The following is a 22,254-nucleotide window of genomic DNA, read 5'->3' as shown; positions in this document are numbered from 1 at the left end:
AAGATTTATTTAGGATGTTCTTGCTCTGCATAAACCGTTAACGCCCTCGCTAGCGAATCAACCTTACAATCCTGACCAGGACATTGTTGCGTCACTTCCAATACTTTTCCCCAATTTTTCAGACTGGCTTCGGCTTCGGCGATCGCACTTAAGGCATAGGTTTTGTTAGTGGAATCTTGAATCTGGTTGGCAGAAGTTAGTGCTTTTGCCAGTAAATCAACCGCTTTTTCTGGTTGGTTAAGCTTGCTATAAGCTTCGGCGATCGCACTTAAGGCATAGGTTTTGTTAGTGGAATCTTGAATCTGGTTGGCAGAAGTTAGTGCTTTTGCCAGTAAATCAGCCGCTTTTTCTGGTTGGTTAAGCTTGCCAATAGCTTCGGCGATCGCACTTAAGGCATCGGCTTTGTCAGAGGAATCTTCAATCTGGTTGGCAGAGGTTAGTGCTTTTGCCAGTAAATCAGCCGCTTTTTCTGGTTGCTTAAGCTTGCCAATAGCTTCGGCGATCGCACTTAAGGTATTGGCTTTGAAATAGGAATCTTCAATCTGGTTGGCAGAGGTTAGTGCTTTTGCCAGCAAGTCAGCCGCTTTTTCTGGTTGGTTAAGCTTGCTATAAGCTTCGGCGATCGCACTTAAGGCAGAGGCTTTGTTAGAGGAATCCTTAATCTGGTTGGCAGAGGTTAGTGCTTTTGCCAGTAAATCAGCCGCTTTTTCTGGTTGGTTAAGCTTGCTAATAGCTTCGGCGATCGCTCTTAATGCAGAGGCTTTGTCAGAGGCTTTGTTAGAGGAATCTTCAATCTGGTTGGCAGAGGTTAGTGCTTTTGCCAGTAAATCAGCCGCTTTTTCTGGTTGCTTAAGCTTGCCAATAGCTTCGGCGATCGCACTTAAGGTATTGGTTTTGTCAGAGGAATCTTCAATCTGGTTGGCAGAGGTTAGTGCTTTTGCCAGTAAATCAGCCGCTTTTTCTGGTTGCTTAAGCTTGCCAATAGCTTCGGCGATCGCACTTAAGGCAGAGACTTTGAAATAGGAATTTTCAATCTGGTTGGCAGAGGTTAGTGTTTTTGCCAGCAAGTCAGCCGCTTTTTCTGGTTGGTTAAGCTTGCTATAAGCTTCGGCGATCGCACTTAAGGCAGAGACTTTGTCAGAGGCTTTGTTAGAGGAATCTTCAATCTGGTTGGCAGAAGTTAGTGCTTTTGCCAGTAAATCAGCCGCTTTTTCTGGTTGGTTAAGCTTGCCAATAGCTTCGGCGATCGCACTTAAGGCATCGGCTTTGTCAGAGGAATCTTCAATCTGGTTGGCAGAGGTTAGTGCTTTTGCCAGTAAATCAGCCGCTTTTTCTGGTTGCTTAAGCTTGCCAATAGCTTCGGCGATCGCACTTAAGGTATTGGCTTTGAAATAGGAATTTTCAATCTGGTTGGCAGAGGTTAGTGTTTTTGCCAGCAAGTCAGCCGCTTTTTCTGGTTGGTTAAGCTTGCTATAAGCTTCGGCGATCGCACTTAAGGCAGAGGCTTTGTTAGAGGAATCCTTAATCTGGTTGGCAGAGGTTAATGCTTTTGCCAGCAAGTCAGCCGCTTTTTCTGGTTGGTTAAGCTTGCTATAAGCTTCGGCGATCGCTCTTAAGGCAGAGTAATCCTTAATCTGGTTGGCAAGTTTAGAGGCTTGAGAGAAATTTTCATCTTTGGCAAAGGCTGCAACTGCTATAACTTTGTGTTCAGCATTACTGATTTGCTGGCTCACATCAGCCAACCTCCAACGAATTTGCGTCAGTTGTCCCCAAGGCGTATAGTTCAACCCTCCCCAAATTCCCATCCCCAACAACAGAACCCCGCCAAAACTTCCATATCTCCCATAAATTCGCCGTTTACTCTGTTCTAATAATTTTTGCTTTTGCTGTCTTTTACTTCCCCAAATTAAATAGGGTTTCTGCTGCTCGATCGACCACAATTCCTTAAGATTAAAAAGATAGCGAGAACTGCGATTGTTTCCCAGCCACTCATTCACCCGACGCTCTAATAACTGATTGGCGCGATATGCTTTGTCTTGTATTTGTTCTCCAGATCGAATAACAGCAGAAATCATTCCTTCGTGTGCTAATTCATAGCCTTTAATTCCATCTCTTTCGACAGCAGAAATTAATCCCACTCCTTGTAAATAAATGACTAAACTTTCTACTTCATTGGATGATACAATTCCTTTTACTTTGTCCTGTAATTGTGCCAAAGTTTTTACTTCAGCACGGGTTTGCTGCTCTAAATTGGTGAGGGAAACTAACACCTGAACGGCTAATTTTTTTCTTTCTGTACCCAAATCTTCGAGAATGCTTTCTAAAAAGCTGCGACGCAAGCCTTCAATTCCACCTAATCTTTGCAATGCTTTACGGTTGAACGATCGCGTTTCCGAAGTATTTTGCTGTTTAATTGTCTCGGCAATAATCTGCAAATCTACAGGAGAAATTAAGCGATCTGTCGGACTAGCTAAGTCTCGTTCTAGTATTTCTTGAATATAGGGACTATCAAAGCGTTCAACATCATTTTCTTCGATACCTAAATCTTCTTTTGCCATCACCGCTAGAATTATGCTTGCTTCTTCGGCAGAGAAGTTTTTGAGATAAAAAGAATTGCCTCCCATGTGGCTACCAGTTCTCAGGGTATAGTCTAAACTCTGCTGAATTTCGTCCATTCGAGCAAACCAATCTTCCCGAATCGATATCAAAATTTTGATTTTGTCTGTTAGTTCGTCATTGTTGTACCAAGTAGCTAAATCTTGAATAAATGCTTCTCGCCTTGCTTGGTCATCGGTATAGATAAAAAACTGTTCAAACTGATCGAAGATTAAGATCAGAGATTTAAAATTTTGGCAACTTTGAGAAGCTGCTTCCATCGCTTTATTTAGGAGTTCTAAAAAATTGAGGCTTTCGATTTCTTGTTTCGGTAAATTTAATGAATCAATAAAAGCTTCCCGAATTGTTTGCAGAGAATCTAGGTTAGAAAATTTGATATAAACTCCTCGATGGGTTTCTGTTTTTGCCAATTCTGCTAAAAGTCCTGCTTTTAAATAAGAACTTTTCCCACAGCCAGATTTTCCCTTGAGAATGCCAAAATTAAAGTCAGGATGAACAATATTTTCTAATATCACCTCCAAATCTCGATATCCTCGCAAACGAGCAAAAATTTCTGCATCTTCCTGTTCAAAAGAACTTAAAAACTTAATTGCCTTGCGCTTGCCAACATCTCGCGAGACAAATTTAAGAGGCGGTTTTTTCCGCGATTCAATAATTACAGCAAGGAAAAAAACTAACACGATTGCACCGAAAACATAATCAAAGTAAGGAATACCATTTTTGAAATAATGGTCAATCGCAGCTTTAAATAACAAGAAAAGAACTGCGATCGCAACTACCAACATCAACAGTTCCAACCACTGTCGCTTACGAATCCACCCTGCTATATCTCTCACAAAAGTTGATAACTTGCTAGGAAGAGTAGTGAACAGATTGACTCCCTTTTCAACGCGATCAAAGTCAGGAGGCGGAGGAGAACTCGAACTCATGGCTAGTCCTAAAAATGTTAGGAGATATGTTATCTAGAATTATTCCGTAATTTTTTTTGTATTAATTTGTTATACAGAATATTTTAAGCTTTGATTAAATGGTTTATTAAATACGTTTAATGTGAATTAAAAATTATAGTGATTCATTTTTAGCTTTAAGCTCTAAGCTCTAAGCTCTAAGCTTTTTAAGTAAACCCCCAAGCATTCGATTTACTTCTAAAATCTTCGATTCAAACATTTCACATTTACTAGTTTCCAGATAACCCAAGTCTCTAGCTATCAATATTTGGCATCGTAACTCAAAAGAGCTACCCATTGCTATGTCAACAAATCTTGCCATTTCCTTATCGCTATCTCTACCAGCTCCCTCAGCTAAATTACTTTCTATTGACACAGCAGAACGACGTATCTGACTTGTTAATCCATATTTCTCTTCGACAGGCATATTAGCTGTTAATTTGTAAATATTGATTGTTATATTGTGAGCTTTTTGCCAGACTAATAACTTGGTAAAATCTTGCATATTTTTCTTAAAAAAGCTTATGGCTTATAGCTTATAGCTTACGGCTACGAATTAGTTTATTTGAACGAAGCTAACCCACATTAGACGTATTAAATAGTTTAGGGTGAAAGAATTGACGACAGCTGCTAAAAATATAGATTTTGAGAATAGCGATCGCTATTTTGGTAATTTTTCCTGGTAACTAGTGACTGAATTACCCAATATTTGAACCTCGATAGCGCATTTTTCCTTTCATCTCATTAAAAGCGAACTGAGGAATATCACCATGATGTCCCATAACAATGACTGTATCCCCTGGTTGTAAGATGACACTGCGATCGGGATTTTTGACCACGGTTTGATCCGCGCGACGGATAGCAACAATAATGAAAGTACCTTTGCCCCGTACTTCTATTTGACCAACACTTTTATTGGCTAAAGCCGAACTTTGTTTAATCAATAATTCATCAATTTGAACATTAATTTGACTCAATAATTCTTCAAGATAAAAGCGATCGCTTTTACTTTTAAGAAATTCCGTAGCTGCGGGACGAGTAATCAAATTTGCCATCCGCATACCGCCAATAATCGCTGGTAAAACTACGCGATCTGCCCCTGCTAACTTCAATTTCTTCTCTGTAGTTGGCAATTCTCCTCGTGCGAGAATGATTAAACCTTGGTTCAAACCACGGGCTGTTAGAGTAATAAATACATTAGCAGCATCATCTGGTAAGACTGTAGCTAAGACTCTGGCTTTTTCGATCCCCGCCAAGATTAATAAGCTTTCGTCAGTAGCATTTCCCATGGTAGCCAAAAAGCCCATTTGTTCAGCTTGGGCAACGCGATCGCTTTCTCGATCGATAATGACAAACTTTTGGCGATCTTTAAGCAACTGTTGAGCGATTATTTGCCCCATGCGTCCAAAACCGCAGATGATAGCGTGGTTATCTAAGCTTTTGATCTCCCTATCCAACCGATGACTATCTAAAGCCTTGTGAATTTCCCCTTCTGCAACCATTTGTACAAAACCTCCGACGATATAGATTGCCGATGTTGTCCCAGCCATAATTACCATGATGGTAAAAATTTTCTCTGATGGAGTTGTCAAAGGGTTTACCTCCCCATAGCCCACACCAAAAATGGTAATTACCACCATGTAAACTGAGTCTAATAACGTCCAACCAAATGAAATATAACCAATTACAGCAATTACAAATGTAGAAACAAGAATGATTGTTCCTGTAAGAATACGCCTAAACGAATTTTGCATCTTTGGCTAGTACCTGAAACTCAATAAGTTAACGATTAATGGACTCCAGTTAATTTAATCTCAGCATTACACTTGAGTTTAGTAGTCGAAGGTACTGAATACGTTAAATACTTATCAATTTCTGATTAATCGTAATGCAATATTATCTGTAACCTAATTCAGCCCGAAAGCGATCGCGAATAATTTGTGGAGGAAGATCGCTTAAGCAAGCATATTCGCTACTAGCAAGATTAAGCAGACGTTCATAACGTTCGCGATCGTAAACATCATTACTATAATTTAAACCTAGGTGCGCAATAGCTCGTATTTCTTCAAGTAGTTTCAGCATATAAAAAAATCTAAAAACTGTCTTTTGTAACAAAATAACACTTGCTCATGTACCTCTTAGTCCTCAACGCTGGCTCAAGTAGCCAAAAGAGTTCCCTTTACAGATTAGGAACAGAATTACCGCAACAGCCACCCGAACCTTTATGGTTAGGGCATATAGATTGGACTGCTTCAGATTTGGGTAGCCTAACGATTAAAAGTAATGGCGTTCAACAACAGACTGATTTAGCCAACCGCGATCGAGCTTTAGAGACAATGCTCAATACTCTCGTTGAGGGAGAAACTAAAGTTTTAGATCGCTTAGAACAAATAGATCTCGTCGGTCATCGGGTAGTTCATGGAGGCGCGAAATATTGCCAACCGACTATAATTACAACTGAAGTTAAAAATGCGATCGCTGATTTAATTCCTCTAGCTCCTAATCATAATCCTGCTCATCTTGAAGGGATAGAAGCGATCGCCAGAATTCTCCCCGAAGTTACACAAATCGCCGTATTCGATACCGCTTTTCACAGTCAAATCCCCGAACCTGCTAAAGTTTATCCTCTACCCTATGAATGGTTTGAACGGGGTATTCAACGTTATGGTTTTCATGGGATTAGTCATCAATATTGCGCCACCAAAACAGCTCAAATTCTCGAGCGATCCCTAGATTCTTTGAAAATAATTACCTGTCACTTAGGAAACGGTTGTTCATTAGCTGCAATTGCTAATGGTATCTGTATCGACACGACAATGGGCTTTTCTCCCTTGGAAGGCTTAATGATGGGGACGCGCTGCGGTTCAATTGACCCCCAAATTTTGCTGTATCTAATGCGAGAATACGGTTTAAATGGAGATGAATTAAATCAATTATTAACTAAAGAATCTGGTTTACTGGGAGTTTCTGGTATATCCGCCGACATGAGGGCAATTGTCGCAGCCAGTGCTGAAGGACAAAAGCGATTGGGCGTAGCCCACGCTTCGCGATCGCAACTAGCTTTTGATATTTATATCCATCGTCTCAGAAGTGGTATTGGGGCAATGATCGCATCTTTGGGAGGATTAGATGTTTTGGTGTTTACCGCAGGTGTGGGCGAAAATACAGCCAAGCTAAGAGCCGAAACCTGTGAGCAATTTACTTTTTTAGGATTATACCTGGACATAGATAAAAATAATGCTCGTCCGATTAATGAAGATATTGCTACTGAAGATTCTCAAGTTAGGGTGTTAGTTATTCATACAGAAGAAGATTGGGCGATCGCTACTCAGTGCTGGCAGTTACAGTCGGTTTCATTTGAATAGACTACGTTTTTAATTAGTTAGTTTTTAGCTTTTAGCTTTTAGCTTTTAGCTCTTAGCTTTTTTGAAAAGCGGACTAACATTAATTAAAGGCAGTTAAAAATTTCTATCGCTGCTTCTTGTTCTATTTCATCGTAACTCTGAAACTCTTCACTCCAGAAACTTACTATGGTTACAACACCAATCACTAATAATCTTGCCTCAGAATCAGTTTTAACTCCCGAAGAACTCCGAAAAATTCATGCTTATTGGCGTGCCTGTAACTATCTTGCCATTGGCATGATTTATCTTCGAGATAATCCATTACTGAAAGAACCTTTAAAACCAGAACATATCAAACATAGATTACTAGGACATTGGGGATCGTCTCCTGCCCTCAGTTTTACCTACATTCATCTCAATCGACTGATTAAAAAATACGACCTCAATGCTCTTTATATCGCAGGGCCTGGACATGGTGCGCCAGGGGTATTAGGGCCCGTTTATCTAGAAGGTACTTATTCGGAAATCTATCCCGATAAAAGCGAAGACACAGAAGGAATGCAAAAATTCTTCAAGCAATTTTCCTTCCCTGGTCATATTGGTAGCCATTGTACTCCTGAAACTCCAGGCTCAATTCACGAAGGAGGCGAACTTGGTTACAGTCTTTCCCATGCCTTCGGTGCAGTGTATGACAACCCCGATTTAATTGCAGCTTGTGTCGTGGGTGATGGAGAAGCCGAAACAGGCCCTCTAGCAACTGCTTGGCATTCCAATAAATTCCTCAATCCCGTCCGTGATGGGGCAGTGTTACCTATACTCAACCTTAACGGTTATAAAATAGCTAACCCGACGATTCTGTCTCGCATTAGCCCAGAAGAACTCGATAGCTTATTTCGCGGTTATGGCTATACTCCCTATGTAGTCGAAGGCTCAGATCCAGAACTAATGCACCAACAAATGGCAGCCACCATGGAGGAGTGTATTGTCAAAATTCGGGAGATTCAGCAAGAAGCCCGTAGTCAAAATAAAGCCTTCCGCCCCCGTTGGCCCATGATTATCCTGCGTACCCCTAAAGGTTGGACAGGCCCGAAAGATGTCGATGGTCATAAAGTTGAAGGATTTTGGCGATCGCACCAAGTTCCAATGGGAGAAATGCATTCTAATCTGGAACACGTCAAATTGTTAGAAGCATGGATGAAGAGTTATCGACCTGAAGAACTTTTTGATGACAATGGTACTTTAATCCCCGAATTAAAAGAACTCGCTCCTGTTGGGTTACGCCGTATGAGTGCTAATCCCATCACTAACGGTGGTCTAGTGCGTAAAGACCTTCAACTTCCCGATTTTCGCAACTATGCCGTGGCAATGGACAAGCCTGGTACTGTGCAGGTTGAAAATACGGCGGTATTAGGGCAATTTTTACGGGATGTGATGGGCAACAACATGAATAATTTCCGTGTTTTTGGTCCCGATGAAACCGCTTCTAATCGTCTCTCTGCTATCTATGAAGTCACTAAAAAAACTTGGTTGGCAGATTATTTACCTGAAGATGAGGATGGTAGTCAATTATCTCCTGACGGTCGAGTGATGGAAATGTTGAGTGAACATACCCTCGAAGGATGGCTAGAAGGATATTTATTGACAGGAAGACACGGCTTATTTCACACTTACGAAGCTTTTGTCCACGTTATTGACTCGATGTTTAACCAACACGCTAAATGGTTAGATATCTGCAAACATCATGTGCCTTGGCGGACTTCGCTTTCTTCTCTCAATATCTTGTTGTCTTCTTTGGTTTGGCGACAAGATCATAATGGCTTTTCTCACCAAGATCCAGGTTTTGTCGATCTGGTAACGAATAAGAGTGCTTATGTTACCCGTGTTTATTTTCCCCCCGATGCCAATTGTTTGCTTTCAGTTGCCGATCACTGTTTGCGCAGCAAGGACTATGTAAATGTGATTATTTCTGACAAACAGATGCACCTGCAATATTTAACAATGGAAGAAGCCATCAAGCATTGCACTAAAGGAATTGGTATCTGGTCATGGGCGAGCAACGACGATTGTGGGACAAAACCAGATGAGCCTGACGTAATTATGGCTTGTTGTGGTGACATTCCTACTAAGGAATCTTTGGCAGCGACAGCTATTCTACGAGAAGAGTTTCCCGACTTAAAAGTTCGCTTTATCAACGTAGTGGATTTATATCGTCTACAAAGCGAAAGTGAACATCCTCATGGTTTATCTAACAAGGAATTTGACATTCTTTTTACTGCCAATAAACCTATAATCTTTAACTTTCACGGCTATCCCTGGCTGATTCACAAGTTAGCTTATCGCCGTACCAATCAAGAACGAATTCACGTTCGCGGTTACAAGGAACAGGGCAATATCAATACGCCTCTAGAACTAGCAATTCTTAACCAGATTGATCGCTTTAATTTAGTCATTGATGTAATCGATCGCGTTCCTAATTTAGGTTCTCGTGCTGCTTATGTTAGAGAACGGATGAGAGATGAGATTATCGATAATCTTGCTTATGCTCATTCTGAGGGTATGGATAAACCTGAAGTAACGAATTGGAAGTGGATTTATTAATGATTAATTGCCAACACCAATTTACCCAATAAATTAAACTAGACGCGCCAGTAGCTAGTAGGTTGGGTAGAACGAAAGTGAAACCCAACAAAATGTTATTAATGTTGGGTTTCGTACCTCAACCCAACCTACAATTTTATATTTATAGATCGTCTTTCCAGCTAATGCATGAAAATTGGTATAAAATCAACGATCAAAGCGATCGCCTTATAAATTCTGAGTTCGACGAAAAATATTTTTGAGGCATTTTGAAAAGATCGAGCTTAATTTCATTCTTGGCAATTCTTAAATTTTCATATTCAATTAATTCACATCAGACGTTAAAAAATGCCGATGTTATAGTGATTAATTAACCAACTTAAAATTTGGCTGTTTATCTCCAACTAGTATACTTAAAGCATATTTCGTCGATTTTGTTGTCCTTCATCCTTCATCCCTCATTTCCCATTCTGATTAATGAAACTCGATCCTAAAATTCCTGCTGGTAGACTACAAGACAAATGGGACAATTATAAAGATCACTGTAAATTAGTCAGTCCTGCCAATAAGAAAAAGCACACCATCTTAATTGTCGGAACAGGATTAGCAGGGGCTTCCGCAGCAGCTACCCTAGCGGAATTAGGTTACAACGTCAAAAGTTTTTGCATCCAAGATTCTCCTCGTCGCGCCCATAGTATCGCTGCTCAAGGAGGCATTAACGGGGCGAAAAACTATCCTAATGATGGGGATACTGTCTGGCGGTTATTTTACGACACGATCAAGGGTGGGGACTATCGTTCCCGTGAGGCTAATGTACATCGCTTGGCGCAGATTAGTAATCAGATTATCGATCAATGTGTGGCGCAGGGTGTTCCTTTTGCGCGGGAATATGGCGGACTATTAGCCAATCGTTCTTTTGGTGGGGCGCAGGTATCCCGTACCTTTTACGCTCAAGGGCAAACAGGACAACAACTTTTACTAGGGGCATATAGTGCCATGTCTCGTCAGATTGCTGAAGGGAAGATAGAAATGTTTCCTCGTCGAGAAATGCTAGATTTGGTCTTAGTTGACGGGAAAGCACGAGGTATTATTGTTCGTAACCTGATTACGGGGGAAATTGAACGCTACGCAGGAGATGCAGTGCTACTTTGTACTGGGGGCTATAGCAATGTCTATTATCTTTCGACTAATGCCCGCAACTCTAACGTCACGGCTGCTTGGCGATGCTACAAACGGGGGGCTTTATTTGCCAATCCTTGCTATACCCAGATTCATCCTACCTGTATTCCTGTGTCGGGAGAGTATCAGTCTAAGTTAACTTTGATGAGTGAAGGCTTACGCAATGATGGGCGGGTATGGGTGCCAAAACAGCCTGGCGATCAGCGCCATCCCAGTCAAATTCCTGAAACAGAAAGAGATTATTATCTAGAAACCAGATATCCTAGCTTTGGTAATCTTGTCCCTCGTGATGTGGCTTCTCGTAACGCCAAGCAGGTTACAGATGAAGGTCGAGGCGTTGGTGAAACTGGACTAGCAGTATATTTAGACTTTAGGGATGCGATCGCCAAATTAGGCAAAGAATTAATTGCCGAACGTTACGGTAATCTGTTCGATATGTATCAACGCATCACGGGAGAAAACCCCTACGAAGTCCCGATGCGAATTTATCCCGCCGTTCACTATATTATGGGTGGCTTGTGGGTAGACTATAACCTGATGAGTACTATTCCTGGCTTACACGTTTTAGGCGAAGCCAATTTTTCCGATCACGGGGCAAACCGTCTCGGTGCTAGTGCCTTGATGCAAGGATTATCTGATGGCTATTTTGTCATTCCCTACACTTTGGGTAACTATATTGCGACGAGCGATTTACCACCTGTAAAGTTAACTCATCCTGCCTTTGAAGAAGCAGAAGCGACGGTCAATACTAAAGTTAATAAACTGTTGAGTATCAACGGTAATAAGACGGCGACTGAGTTTCATCGTCAGCTAGGTAAAATCCTCTGGGATCGAGTAGGCATGTCTCGCGATCGCTCAGGATTAGAACAGGCGATCGCCCAAATAGCAGAATTAAGACAGGAATATTGGTCAAATGTGATAATTCCTCAAGACAAGCAGACTTTTAATAAGCACTTGGAGTTTGCGGGTAGAGTTGCTGATTTCTTAGAGTTGGGAGAATTAATGGCGCGAGATGCTCTAGATCGCGAAGAATCCTGTGGCGCGCACTTTCGCGAAGAATGTCAGACTCCAGAAGGAGAAGCCCAACGCAATGATGAGGATTATGCTTATGTTGCTGCATGGCAATATCAAGGAGATGAACAAACTCCTGTCTTACACCAAGAAAAATTAGAGTTTGACAATGTTGAATTGACCCAACGTAGTTATAAGTAAATAGGAAGTAGGAAATAGGAAGTAGGAAATAGGAAGTAGGAAGTAGGAAGTAGGAAAAGCGATAAAGATTATTCTACCATTTCAGATTGAAAATCTTTCCTATTTCTTCCCGATCGCCTGTCAGGATAAAAAAACAACTAAGAACAATAGCTTTACCTAAATATAAATTTTTGATGAATATCTTATTTTAATCTAGCAAGATTTTTAAAAATGTGACAATATGTTTTGGATCTAATACAAATATTTAGTTAGTATTTTAGTATTAATGATCGAAAACTATTGAAAAATTCTAAATAAACTCTATATTTAATTACATATGAAGCAAAATTAAGTAAATTCAGCATTTATAAAATTAATACTTAAAATCACTATTTTTACTTGCTATAGCAATTATTTTACTTCAATATATCAAGAGCTAATAATAATTATAAAAGATAATTATAAAAGTACAATCAAGCTCAAATACTGGTTGCGTGACGTATTTATATAAACCCTAGTATTTTCATAAAAATTGAATTTTTAAGATACAATTCATCAACGCTTTTAAGCGATCGCATAATAACAAAATAGCCTTTTTGCATAAAAAACAAAATTTATACATAACATAATAAAGATAAGAGAAACTTGTCTCAGGCAGTCAGGCTGAAATACTAGAAAAGTAATATTTTCTTGGAAATTTTTTGCTGCCTATAAATATAAATACTCTAAAAATTAATTTATTTCAGAAATATTAAATAAAATAACAATAACTTACATCATGATTGAAAAAGAGCAGGCACTTAAAACAAGAAATCCGATTCAAATCAATGGCTTTGATTTTATCGAGTTTGCTACTAAATTCCCTCAAGAAATTATTGATATTTTTACTAAATTTGGATTTATTTTAACTGGTCGTCATCACCTCAAAAACATTTTCTTACTAGAGCAAGGCAATATGAAATTTATTGTCAATGCAGAAGCGGATACGGATGCTGCTGCTTTTGAGTCTATTCATGGTTCTGGTGTTTGTGGTATCAGTTTTAGAGTCAAAGATTCTAACTTTGCACTCCAAGAAGCGGTGAAGCGTGGTGCTAAAGCAGTAATTTGTTCGGATTATAACTTGCCTGCAATTGAAGGTGTTGGAGGCTCGAAGATTTATTTAATCGATCGCCAGACTTCTAAACAATTTTTGGATAGCTTTTTTGAACCTACTGGTCAGCTTCCTTTGGCTAAACCTAAAGTTACTTATATCGATCATGTTACTCAAAATGTATTTAAGGGAAACATGGATGCTTGGGCTAAATTTTATGAATGTATTTTCAATTTTCAAGAAATTCGTTTCTTTGATATTAAAGGTAAAAAAACAGGTTTACGTAGCAAAGCCTTAATTAGTCCCTGTGGCAAAATTCGGCTTCCGTTAAATGAATCTCAAGACGACTTTTCGCAGATTGCTGAATTCTTAGAAAAATACAATGGGGAAGGTATTCAACATATTGCTTTGGGTTGTCATGATATCTACTCGGTAGTAGGTCAAATCAAAGAAGAAAAAATCTTGTTTCAAGACACTCCTGCAAGCTATTACGAATTAATAGATAAACGTATTTCCAGCCACGAAGAAAATGTAATTGCTCTCAAAAAACTAAAAGTTTTAATTGATGGTGGCAAAAAAGAAGACGGTATTTTACTCCAAATCTTCACTAAAGAAATTATCGGGCCAATCTTTTTTGAGTTTATTGAAAGAAAGGGTAATAAAGGCTTTGGAGAAGGTAATTTTCAGGCTTTATTTGAATCTATTGAACTCGATCAGATACGTCGTGGTGTTCTGGGAGAATTTGATCCTGATTTTGAACAGTTAGCCAAAACTAAACTCAAACACCCCATGTTATTTGACAGCGAATCTTTGCCAATCAAAGAAGAATTTCCCATCACTGTTTAGAGCGATCGCGAAGCGGACCTAGTCCTTTAGGGGAGCCTAATCGCATTTATTAAAAATCTTTTGGGAATTAATTAACGTGAATCAAAGTTTTGTAACTTTATCAGCTTCAACACATATTACAAGTACTCCAATAAAAAGCGATCGCTCTTCTCTTGCTAGTGGTTATAGTAATCTGCCGATCTATCGTCATTTTGAACGGTATGCCCAAGAGTTTCCCGAGTCGATAGCTGTCACTTTTGGCGAGGTACAAATCAGCTATGGAGAATTAAATGCTCAAGCGAATCAATTAGCCAACTATTTAATTGCGCAGAATGTAAAACCTCAAGACTGCGTGGCGGTATTTATCGATCCTGGGTTAGAAATTTTAATTGCGATCCTGGCAATTCATAAAATCAATGCGGTATACGTCCCTATAGATACAGAGTATCCTTTAGGCAGAATTAAAACTATGATCGAACAAGTAGCACCCGTAGCTATTGTTTGTGCCAGCGATCGCTTTAGGGAAATTGATGATAACTTCGATCTTAATACTATAAATCTGTTTAGATTAGATTTATCATCAGGCGATCGCTCTAATCTCGATTATTTTTGTTCCCCTGATAGTGTATCCCACATCTTCTTTACCTCTGGTACGACTGGGACACCGAAGGGTGTGGTTTCGTCTCATAGTAATCTAATTCATTATATTTTTGCAGCCCAAGAAAAATACTGTTTTGGTGTCGAAGATAGTTTTTTAGCTGCTGCGCGATTTACCTTTAGTATCAGCCTTTTGATGCTGTTGTTACCTCTAGTCTGTGGTGGACGAGTAAATATTATCACTCTCAAGCAATTACTTGAGCCAAACTTACTAGCAAAAGCAATAGAGCGATCGAGTTTCTTTCATTTAAGCCCTAGTCTGTTAAAAATGTTGCTTGATTATCTCGATCGAGTTCAAGAATTGGAGCGATTTAAGCATGTCAAGCACGCTTCTTCTGGTGGGGATATGATTCCCGCTGCAATACTCAACCGATTAAATAAAACATTTACTCAGGCGCAAGTATACGCTATTTATGGCTCAAGTGAAATTAGTTGTATGGGCTGTAGCTATTTTGTACCTAAAGATCTTGAGATTGAGCAAACTCTGGTTGGCAAGCCTTTCAATAACGTTCAGCTACGAGTATTAGATCGGCAGCAAAGAATTGTACCTGTTGGCGTTAAGGGTGAGATTTATTTCTCTGGTCAAGGTGTTACTCAGGGTTACCTCAATCTACCCAGCCTAACTGAAGAAAAATACATTCTGCTAGATGGCGATCGTTTTTATCGTACAGGAGATCTTGGTCGCTTAAACCCTCAAGGCGACTTACAAATGTTAGGAAGGGAGGATAATCAAGTCCAAATTCGCGGAATGCGGGTTGAATTGGGGGAAATTGAATCTTGTCTTAGCCTGCATCCAGCTATAAGTGACTGTATAGTAATAGCCAAAGAAGATCGATTAGGGGAAAAGCAGTTAATCGCCTATCTAATTGCTCAAAACGAGCTGATTGCATCCCAGGAGTTGCGAAATTTTCTCCAGACAACTTTACCCCAATATATGATTCCGTCTTGTTTTACTTTTGTTGCCGAATTTCCTCTCAACCTCAATGGCAAAGTAGATCGTCGTGCCTTATCTGCTCTCCCACTTCCAGTAGATAACCAAATAAAGATTGCTCCCCGAACAGCGACTGAACAGCAACTAGCTACTATTTGGCAAGAGGTTTTAGGTCTTGAGTCTATTAGTATTAACGATAACTTCTTCTATTTAGGCGGACATTCCCTATTAGCTGTCACCTTATCTAATCAGCTTGAACAAACTTTTGCGATCGAGTTACCTTTTGGCATGGTCTTTCAAATGTCCACTATCGAACAACAAGCTAGTTTCCTAGAGCAGCAAGAAAATAAAAAACCTTGCTCTACATTAGCGCCCATTCAACCAAAAGGAACAAAACCGCCCCTGTTCTTATTTCAAGGTATTGGTATTTATTATCCTCTATCATCTCAGTTAGGTGAAGATCAACCAGTCTATGGCTTGGCAATAGAAATGATTGATGATTCTGAGCATTGGTTAGAGCAGGTTGCAGATTTAGTAGCTCTCTACATTCAAGAAATCAAGACTCTTCAGCCTCAAGGGCCATACTATCTAGGCGGTTTATCTTTTGGTGGGATGGTAGCTTTTGAAGCTGCTCAACAACTTCAAGCTCAAGGTGAAGAAGTGGCTCTTCTAGCTTTATTCGATACTTGGGATCCCAAGGCTTATACGATATATCCTCTGCCTAAGAGATTGTTGACTCATTTACGTAAATTTTGCCACTCTCCTGTTAAGTATCTATGTTCAAAATTGACCAAGATAAATAAATTTCTCAAGCTGAAACAAGAGACTCGCTTAAACCATGTTCCCCAAATATATTTGGAAGCACAACAAAATTATATTCCCCAGACATATTCAGGTAAGGTCACTGTATTTAAAGCCATGGAAGAGTATGAGGTGATGTCAGCATTTGGCGACTTTGAAGATCAATTCGGCTGGGGTAATTTAGTGACTGGAGGATTAGAAATTATTTATATTCCTGGAGATCATTTTGGAATTTTAAAAGAACCTTATGTAGAAACATTAGCTAAAGAATTAAAACGTTGCTTGGTTGTGTCGCAAAAACGTTAGTGTTCTAGAAATAGGTCAGATGAAGTCCGTTTTGACAATTTTAATTAAAACTCGCGCCAAGACGGACGCGAAGCTAATCCTTTAGGACAAAGACGCAAAGGCGTTGATCCCGCTTAGACTTGGTAGGTTGGGTAGAACGATAGTGAAACCCAACAAAATCTTTTAATCGTTGGGTTTCGTGCCTCAACCCAACCTACACTACTACACTCGCGCCAAGACGCTAAGGCGCAAAGGAGCAAAAGAGCAAAGATTTTATATATAAATATCACATAGCAATCCTAAATGAAATGAGAAATTTCTACTACCTATATGCCCTAAAGGATTTCCTACGGTCACGAAGCTTATGCTAAAGCCCTAAAGGATTCCCTTCGGTCTCATTTGCGAAGCTTATCCTTTAGGACTAGCTACGCGTCGTCCTTTAGGACTACCTAAAAACCAATCAATGTAGTTTCATGAATCAAATAGGACTGCTATATTTTGATCTAACTTAAAAATCGGCACTCAACGGAGTTCTGGGGAAAGGAATTACATCACGAATATTAGTCATTCCCGTCATGAACTGGACTAATCTTTCAAAACCCAAACCAAATCCCGCATGGGGTACTGTGCCATAACGGCGTAGATCTAAATACCACCAAATATCCTCAGCTTCGATATTCATCTCTTTGATTCGCCTTTCTAAGACATCAAGACGCTCTTCTCTTTGTGAACCGCCAATAATTTCGCCAATCCCAGGGGCGAGGACATCCATTGCCGAGACGGTTTTTTCGCCTTCATCTAGGCGCATATAAAAGGCTTTAATATCTTTAGGGTAGTTGGTCACGATCACGGGCTTTTTAAACAGCTTTTCCGCTAGATAACGTTCATGTTCCGACTGAAGATCGATACCCCACTCAACAGGATATTCAAATTGCCGATCTGCTTGTTCCAATAATTCCACCGCTTTGGTGTAGGTGACTCGTTCAAACTCATTATTAATAATATTATCGGCGTTTGCCAAGACAGATTTATCTACCCACTTGTTAAAGAATTCCAAGTCGTCAGCACAATGTTCTAAGACATACTGGAAAATATATTTGAGAAATTCTTCCGCCAGATTTTGATCCCCTTCCAAGTCGCAAAAAGCCATTTCGGGTTCGATCATCCAAAATTCTGCCAAGTGACGGGAAGTATTAGAATTTTCCGCGCGAAAAGTAGGGCCAAAAGTATAGACATTTTGAAACGCCATTGCCATTACTTCTGCCTGTAGCTGTCCACTCACCGTCAGGTAGGCTGGTTTACCAAAAAAATCTTGAGTATAATCTACTTCGCCCTGGTCGTTTTTCGGCAAGTTGTTAAGGTCAAAATTAGTTACAGTAAATAATTCCCCTGCACCTTCACAGTCACTAGCGGTAATAATCGGGCTATGAACCCAAAGAAAGTTTTTCTCTTGAAAAAACTGATGAATTGCCGTGGCACAGGCATTTCTGACCCGAAAGACCGCCCCTAAAGTATTAGTGCGCGATCGCAAATGACCGATAGTACGTAAAAACTCAAAAGAGTGACGTTTTTTTTGTAGAGGATAAGTTTCAGGATCGGCTGTACCGTAGACAATTACCGAATCCCCTTTTAGCTCAATTTTTTGTCCTTTCCCTGGCGACTCCACTAGCTTGCCCGTAATTTCCACAGAAGCCCCTGTAGCAAGTTGTTTGAGAACGTTCTCATAATCGGGTAAATCGGCATCGAGAACCGCTTGTAAACCCGCTAAAGACGAGCCATCATTAACCTCAATGAAAGCAAAGCCCTTTAATTCTCTTTTGGTGCGTACCCAACCTTTGATCGTTACTGGTTCATCTGGTTGACCATTTTTTAAAATGTCTGCAACTCGTCTAGTTACCATATAGCCTCAAATTTATGGATGATATCAGGATTATTTTATCAATAAAGCTTTTAGCTCTTAGCTTTTAGCTTTTAGCTTTTAGCTTTTAGTTGGTTAGTTTAGCGCGGAGTTCCGATTTGAGGCGGTTGAGGATTGATTTTTCGTCGAGAGAATCGAGAATTTTCTGCACTACTACTTTAGGGCTTTGTTCTCCCCAGGATGCGCCGTTAGCCAAATAGGTTTTGGTTACTTGCCCAATAGCATAGGAAGATACTCCAGCCACTGCTCCTTGAGCGATCGCCACCGATAAATAGGGTGCTAAAGATAAACCGCCTGTAGCGGGAATAGTCAAGCCCAAAAGTCCTTTAACCGAGCTTAAACCCAAAGTTGCTAATAATTCGCTGGCACTAATTCCCCCCATGCTGAGAGCGATATTTTTCAAGAGCTTTACCGCCCCAGATTGAGTCATATTAATGCCATAAAGACGGGATAGAGACAGGATAATACCGACATCAATAACTGCTCCAGAAAATAGGTCGATCGCCGTTACAGGATTCAGTGCCACCGTCATCGCCTTGAGCATCATACCCTGATTAATTAAGGCATTGGCAGCGCGATCGCGAATCGCCAGCTTACGCTGTACTAGCTGTTCGTTAACTTCATCGGCAAACAGCATACTGTTAAGTGCCACCAAAGATTTACCTTCACGTTCTAATAATTCTAAGATTTTCAGCTTGAGGGTTTCTACCTGAGCTACTCCTCTGACTCTTTCTACTTTAAGTTTTCCCATGCGATCTTTAACTCCGCGCACTTCAACTGGGGAGGCAGCCACCATAATAATTTCGTCAGGAGAAATCAATTCTCGGACTCTTTCTTCCTTGATCTTATGATAAATTGCCAGGCGATCGGCTTCAGGATACTGGTCGATCTTGTTGAATACCAACAGCATCGGCTTACCTGCCTCTCGTAGTTTAGACAAAGCGCGATACTCAACCTGGGTAATGTCTCCTGAAACAATAAACAAAATCAAATCGACTCTGTGAGCTAAATCACAAGCCAAAGCCTCTCTTGCCTCCCCGTTAACTTCGTCAATCCCTGGAGTATCTAATAGCTGAATTTCTCCACCTTGACCTGTTATGGTCAGACGTTGCAAATTTTCTGAAGTATCAGCAATTTGTTCGGGGGTCAATTTCCAGTTAGCCCGATCGATGGTGCGAGTAACACCATGCAGCGCTCCTGTAGGGAAAATATCCTGCCCCACTAAAGCATTGAGCAGAGAAGATTTACCTCGCCCTACCATACCAAAAGCAGCAATCTGCACTACCGACTGCTCCAATTTATCCAGCATTTGTGTCAGGCGATCGATCTCGGACTCCAAACCCTCTTGTTCTTCAGCAGTTAGGTCAAGATTGCTGATTAAACTGCGAAGAGAATTTTGCGCCTGACGGTAATTTAGCTCGGCAGTAATTTCCTCAAAGCCAATCAGCGCCTCTTCTAGCTCTAAGCGATCGCGCAGCGTGGGCTGCGCCCAATCGCCTGTTTCTTCTTTTGACAACACAGAATACCTCTTGATGACTTACTCTTTTTTTGTTGACCCTTAATTATTTATAGTGTGTCTTATTTGTGCAATTTTGGTATTTTACTTAACTAAAAAAATTAGCCCCATTATCATCAACCATAGTTAGATTGATTCATCAATTCTAGAGTCGCTATATTATTTAATAAAACTCGCTCTTATTTACTGAATAAACTTACCTGTCATAAATTGTGAATCGTAGTTATCTACCAGAAACAGTCGCCCATGTCCGTATTACTCAACAATCAATCTCAATGGGCAAAATCGAAGGCGAAGTCCAAGCTGCTCAGTATGAGTGGCAATTTAGATGGCGTTTTCGTCACAGACAGTTATCAGTGCAACCTTCCCTTGGTAGAGCCTTAATTCAAGAACCTTTAGAGCGCTTCCTTGAACGTTGCGATCATCAGTTAGAAGCAGGTGGTGATTACACTTTTACGGTTAGGACAAAGATGTGATTACTAATTACTGATTACTGATTACTGATTACTGATTCAAGATATCGTTCAATTAAAATGATTGCCACAAGATCATCTACTGGACGAGGAGGTGTTCGTAAACCTTGGGGGATTAAACGCTGTAGTCCTTGTGGAGGGTACATAATCCAGTAGCGATCGCGAGCTTCTAGGGTGCTGTTGGTCTCATTTACGGTAATTACTGACAGATTTAATAAATTAGACTCAAGCTGCTGCTGCCAAGCTTTAGAAGTCGTACCATCGCCCATTACGATTAGATCGATGGCGTACTTTTGGGCTAGCTGTTTAATCGTCGCGATCGCTTTAACTGAATCAATCACCTGATGGTAAATTACTGCCTGCTGACTATTTATTACAGCTATGCCACATTTATCCCGACCAGGATCTAAACCAAGTATGTTTTGAGAGTTCAAATTTGATTACTGATTACTGTACTGTTCATTGTTCAAGTGCTATAAATAATTTTGCCATTGCGCATCACCACAAAATCAATTTTTAATGGCCCAGCAGTATAGGTATTTTCGGCAACTATAGCTCTAATTTCTCTAACAGGTTCGGGAGATTGAGTAAGTTGATCGATAAAATCAACTAGATTTTCGATCTGATCATCGCCTATTTCAATTTCGCCTAATGTTCCTGCTCGTTGAGCGCGAAATTTGGACACCGCCAAAAGCCAATTTAATCTTTCCTGCACTTCTTGACGAGTAACATTTTGAGAGTCTATCGACACGGTAGCAATTTCTGCCCCTGCTTTAAATATTTGTTGATTGAGAGCTACATCAGCAAATACCCTAACTTCTTTTTCTCCTTGAACATAATTACCTGCTGAAATAATTCTAATCACATAGTCTCGACCATCTTGGATCTGTGATTCGAGCTGTTCTACCTGTGATCTAGTGATTTTGACGATTTCTTGTTCGGATTTTGCTCCACTAAACTGAGTTGCTTGAACGGCGTTGGTGTTTGCCTGTCTCAATAAACTATTGATCGCCGATTTGGCGGCATTAGGATCGATAATTCTGACTACTGCTGAAGATAGTACTTGGTTCTTTACTACGGCAATTTTTTTCTCTCTCAATTCAAAATAAGACTTTTCTAAAGCTGCCACATCGTTTGATAATATGGCTAATTGAGATTCCAACTGTTCGAGTCTTTTGGTTCTAAGTTTTAAACCGAGTTCGGCTGTGGCGATCGCTCGATCTAATTCCACAATGGAGCGATCTCTTTGTTGTACTTGGGTTTGCAGTAATTGCTGTTGCTGTTCCAAATCTTGAAGCTGAACTTCTTTTTCCGAGAGAATCTGATCTTGGTGGCTAATTTTCTGCTCCCGCTGCTGTAGCTGGGTTTGTAATTCCTGGCTTTGCTGCTGTAGTTGGTCTAGTTGTTCCTGCCGTTTTGCACGTTCGCTCAACAAACTGTCTAACTCCTGTTGGAGTTTTTTGGCTTGAGCCGAAATTTTTTTGACCTGCTGTTTTGAGCGCGCGAAATTTTGATTGGTAGTATTTAGATTAACTACTGCTTGAGTTTGTTGTTGTTTAACTTTAAATAGCTGTTTTTGTACCTGTCGTTGTTCCTGTTGTGCCGTGGCTAATTCCGCCTCAGTTTGTCTTTTCTCCTTGAGAATATCGTCAAGCTCAAAGATACCTCTTCTCAAAGAGCCACTTAAACCAAACAGAATTCCTAAAGTAAGAGCTGAAATTGACATCCCTGTAATCCAGGTGATAATCATGGCTGTTTGGCGAGGACGCAGATTAAATAATCTGAGTCTGGCTTTACCTATTTTAGTGCCAACGCGATCGCCAAATACTGCAACAATACCGCCTAGAAGAAAAATTGCTGCAATCAGAATATAACCGCTGGTCATGAAAGGTACTTAGGTAGTT

The 22,254-nt window shown here is 40.2% G+C and carries 14 protein-coding genes; 6 read left to right on the top strand and 8 right to left on the bottom strand.

Translation table 11 applies throughout. The features are described 5' to 3' along the window. Window positions 1–5 precede the first annotated feature (5 nt). The 4 genes from KME09_03540 to KME09_03525 form a co-directional block, all read right to left on the bottom strand. Entirely contained in the window at window positions 6–3,545 is a 3,540-nt protein-coding gene (locus KME09_03540; GenBank protein ID MBW4532987.1) for a tetratricopeptide repeat protein, read from the bottom strand. A 169-nt stretch (window positions 3,546–3,714) separates the two neighbouring features. Then, complete coding sequence (locus KME09_03535) at window positions 3,715–4,068, bottom strand: four helix bundle protein (GenBank protein ID MBW4532986.1); 354 nt, start codon at window positions 4,066–4,068, stop codon at window positions 3,715–3,717. Between the two features lie 193 nt (window positions 4,069–4,261). After that, complete coding sequence (locus KME09_03530; GenBank protein ID MBW4532985.1) at window positions 4,262–5,317, bottom strand: potassium channel protein; 1,056 nt, start codon at window positions 5,315–5,317, stop codon at window positions 4,262–4,264. Between the two features lie 142 nt (window positions 5,318–5,459). After that, complete coding sequence (locus tag KME09_03525) at window positions 5,460–5,645, bottom strand: NUDIX hydrolase N-terminal domain-containing protein (GenBank protein MBW4532984.1); 186 nt, start codon at window positions 5,643–5,645, stop codon at window positions 5,460–5,462. A 47-nt stretch (window positions 5,646–5,692) separates the two neighbouring features. Between KME09_03525 and KME09_03520 the strand changes: the two genes are divergently transcribed. The 5 genes from KME09_03520 (at window position 5,693) to KME09_03500 (ending at window position 16,464) form a co-directional block, all read left to right on the top strand. Further along, window positions 5,693–6,928: an acetate kinase gene (locus KME09_03520; protein MBW4532983.1), complete on the top strand. Its 1,236-nt coding sequence runs from the start codon at window positions 5,693–5,695 to the stop codon at window positions 6,926–6,928. Between the two features lie 165 nt (window positions 6,929–7,093). Next, window positions 7,094–9,505: a phosphoketolase family protein gene (locus KME09_03515; GenBank protein ID MBW4532982.1), complete on the top strand. Its 2,412-nt coding sequence runs from the start codon at window positions 7,094–7,096 to the stop codon at window positions 9,503–9,505. A gap of 456 nt (window positions 9,506–9,961) precedes the next feature. Then, window positions 9,962–11,875 (top strand): fumarate reductase/succinate dehydrogenase flavoprotein subunit, encoded by a 1,914-nt coding sequence (locus tag KME09_03510; protein MBW4532981.1) that lies wholly within the window; start codon window positions 9,962–9,964, stop codon window positions 11,873–11,875. A gap of 757 nt (window positions 11,876–12,632) precedes the next feature. Next, window positions 12,633–13,790, top strand: coding sequence for a 4-hydroxyphenylpyruvate dioxygenase (gene hppD, locus KME09_03505; GenBank protein MBW4532980.1), 1,158 nt, complete (start codon window positions 12,633–12,635; stop codon window positions 13,788–13,790). Window positions 13,791–13,866: 76 nt separating this feature from the next. Further along, entirely contained in the window at window positions 13,867–16,464 is a 2,598-nt protein-coding gene (locus KME09_03500; GenBank protein ID MBW4532979.1) for an amino acid adenylation domain-containing protein, read from the top strand. A 487-nt stretch (window positions 16,465–16,951) separates the two neighbouring features. Here KME09_03500 and asnS read toward each other — a convergent pair whose 3' ends face one another. Both asnS and KME09_03490 read right to left on the bottom strand, forming a co-directional pair. After that, window positions 16,952–18,343 carry an asparagine--tRNA ligase gene (asnS, locus tag KME09_03495; GenBank protein MBW4532978.1) on the bottom strand — a complete coding sequence of 464 codons (1,392 nt, stop codon included), beginning with the start codon at window positions 18,341–18,343 and terminating at the stop codon, window positions 16,952–16,954. 85 nt (window positions 18,344–18,428) lie between these two features. Continuing rightward, window positions 18,429–19,838, bottom strand: coding sequence for a GTP-binding protein (locus tag KME09_03490; GenBank protein MBW4532977.1), 1,410 nt, complete (start codon window positions 19,836–19,838; stop codon window positions 18,429–18,431). A gap of 251 nt (window positions 19,839–20,089) precedes the next feature. Here KME09_03490 and KME09_03485 point away from each other — a divergent pair, with 251 nt between their 5' ends. After that, window positions 20,090–20,353, top strand: coding sequence for a DUF3146 family protein (locus KME09_03485; protein ID MBW4532976.1), 264 nt, complete (start codon window positions 20,090–20,092; stop codon window positions 20,351–20,353). A gap of 14 nt (window positions 20,354–20,367) precedes the next feature. Here the strand turns inward: KME09_03485 and KME09_03480 are convergent, their stop codons facing one another. After that, window positions 20,368–20,769: a pre-16S rRNA-processing nuclease YqgF gene (locus KME09_03480; protein MBW4532975.1), complete on the bottom strand. Its 402-nt coding sequence runs from the start codon at window positions 20,767–20,769 to the stop codon at window positions 20,368–20,370. Between the two features lie 47 nt (window positions 20,770–20,816). Then, window positions 20,817–22,235 (bottom strand): DUF3084 domain-containing protein, encoded by a 1,419-nt coding sequence (locus KME09_03475; GenBank protein ID MBW4532974.1) that lies wholly within the window; start codon window positions 22,233–22,235, stop codon window positions 20,817–20,819. Window positions 22,236–22,254: the final 19 nt, after the last annotated feature.

It is taken from the genome of Pleurocapsa minor HA4230-MV1, from assembly GCA_019359095.1.
Lineage (GTDB): Bacteria > Cyanobacteriota > Cyanobacteriia > Cyanobacteriales > Xenococcaceae > Waterburya > Waterburya minor.
Note: the sequence above shows the minus strand (reverse complement) of the source record. Positions and strands in the feature narration are given on the sequence as shown.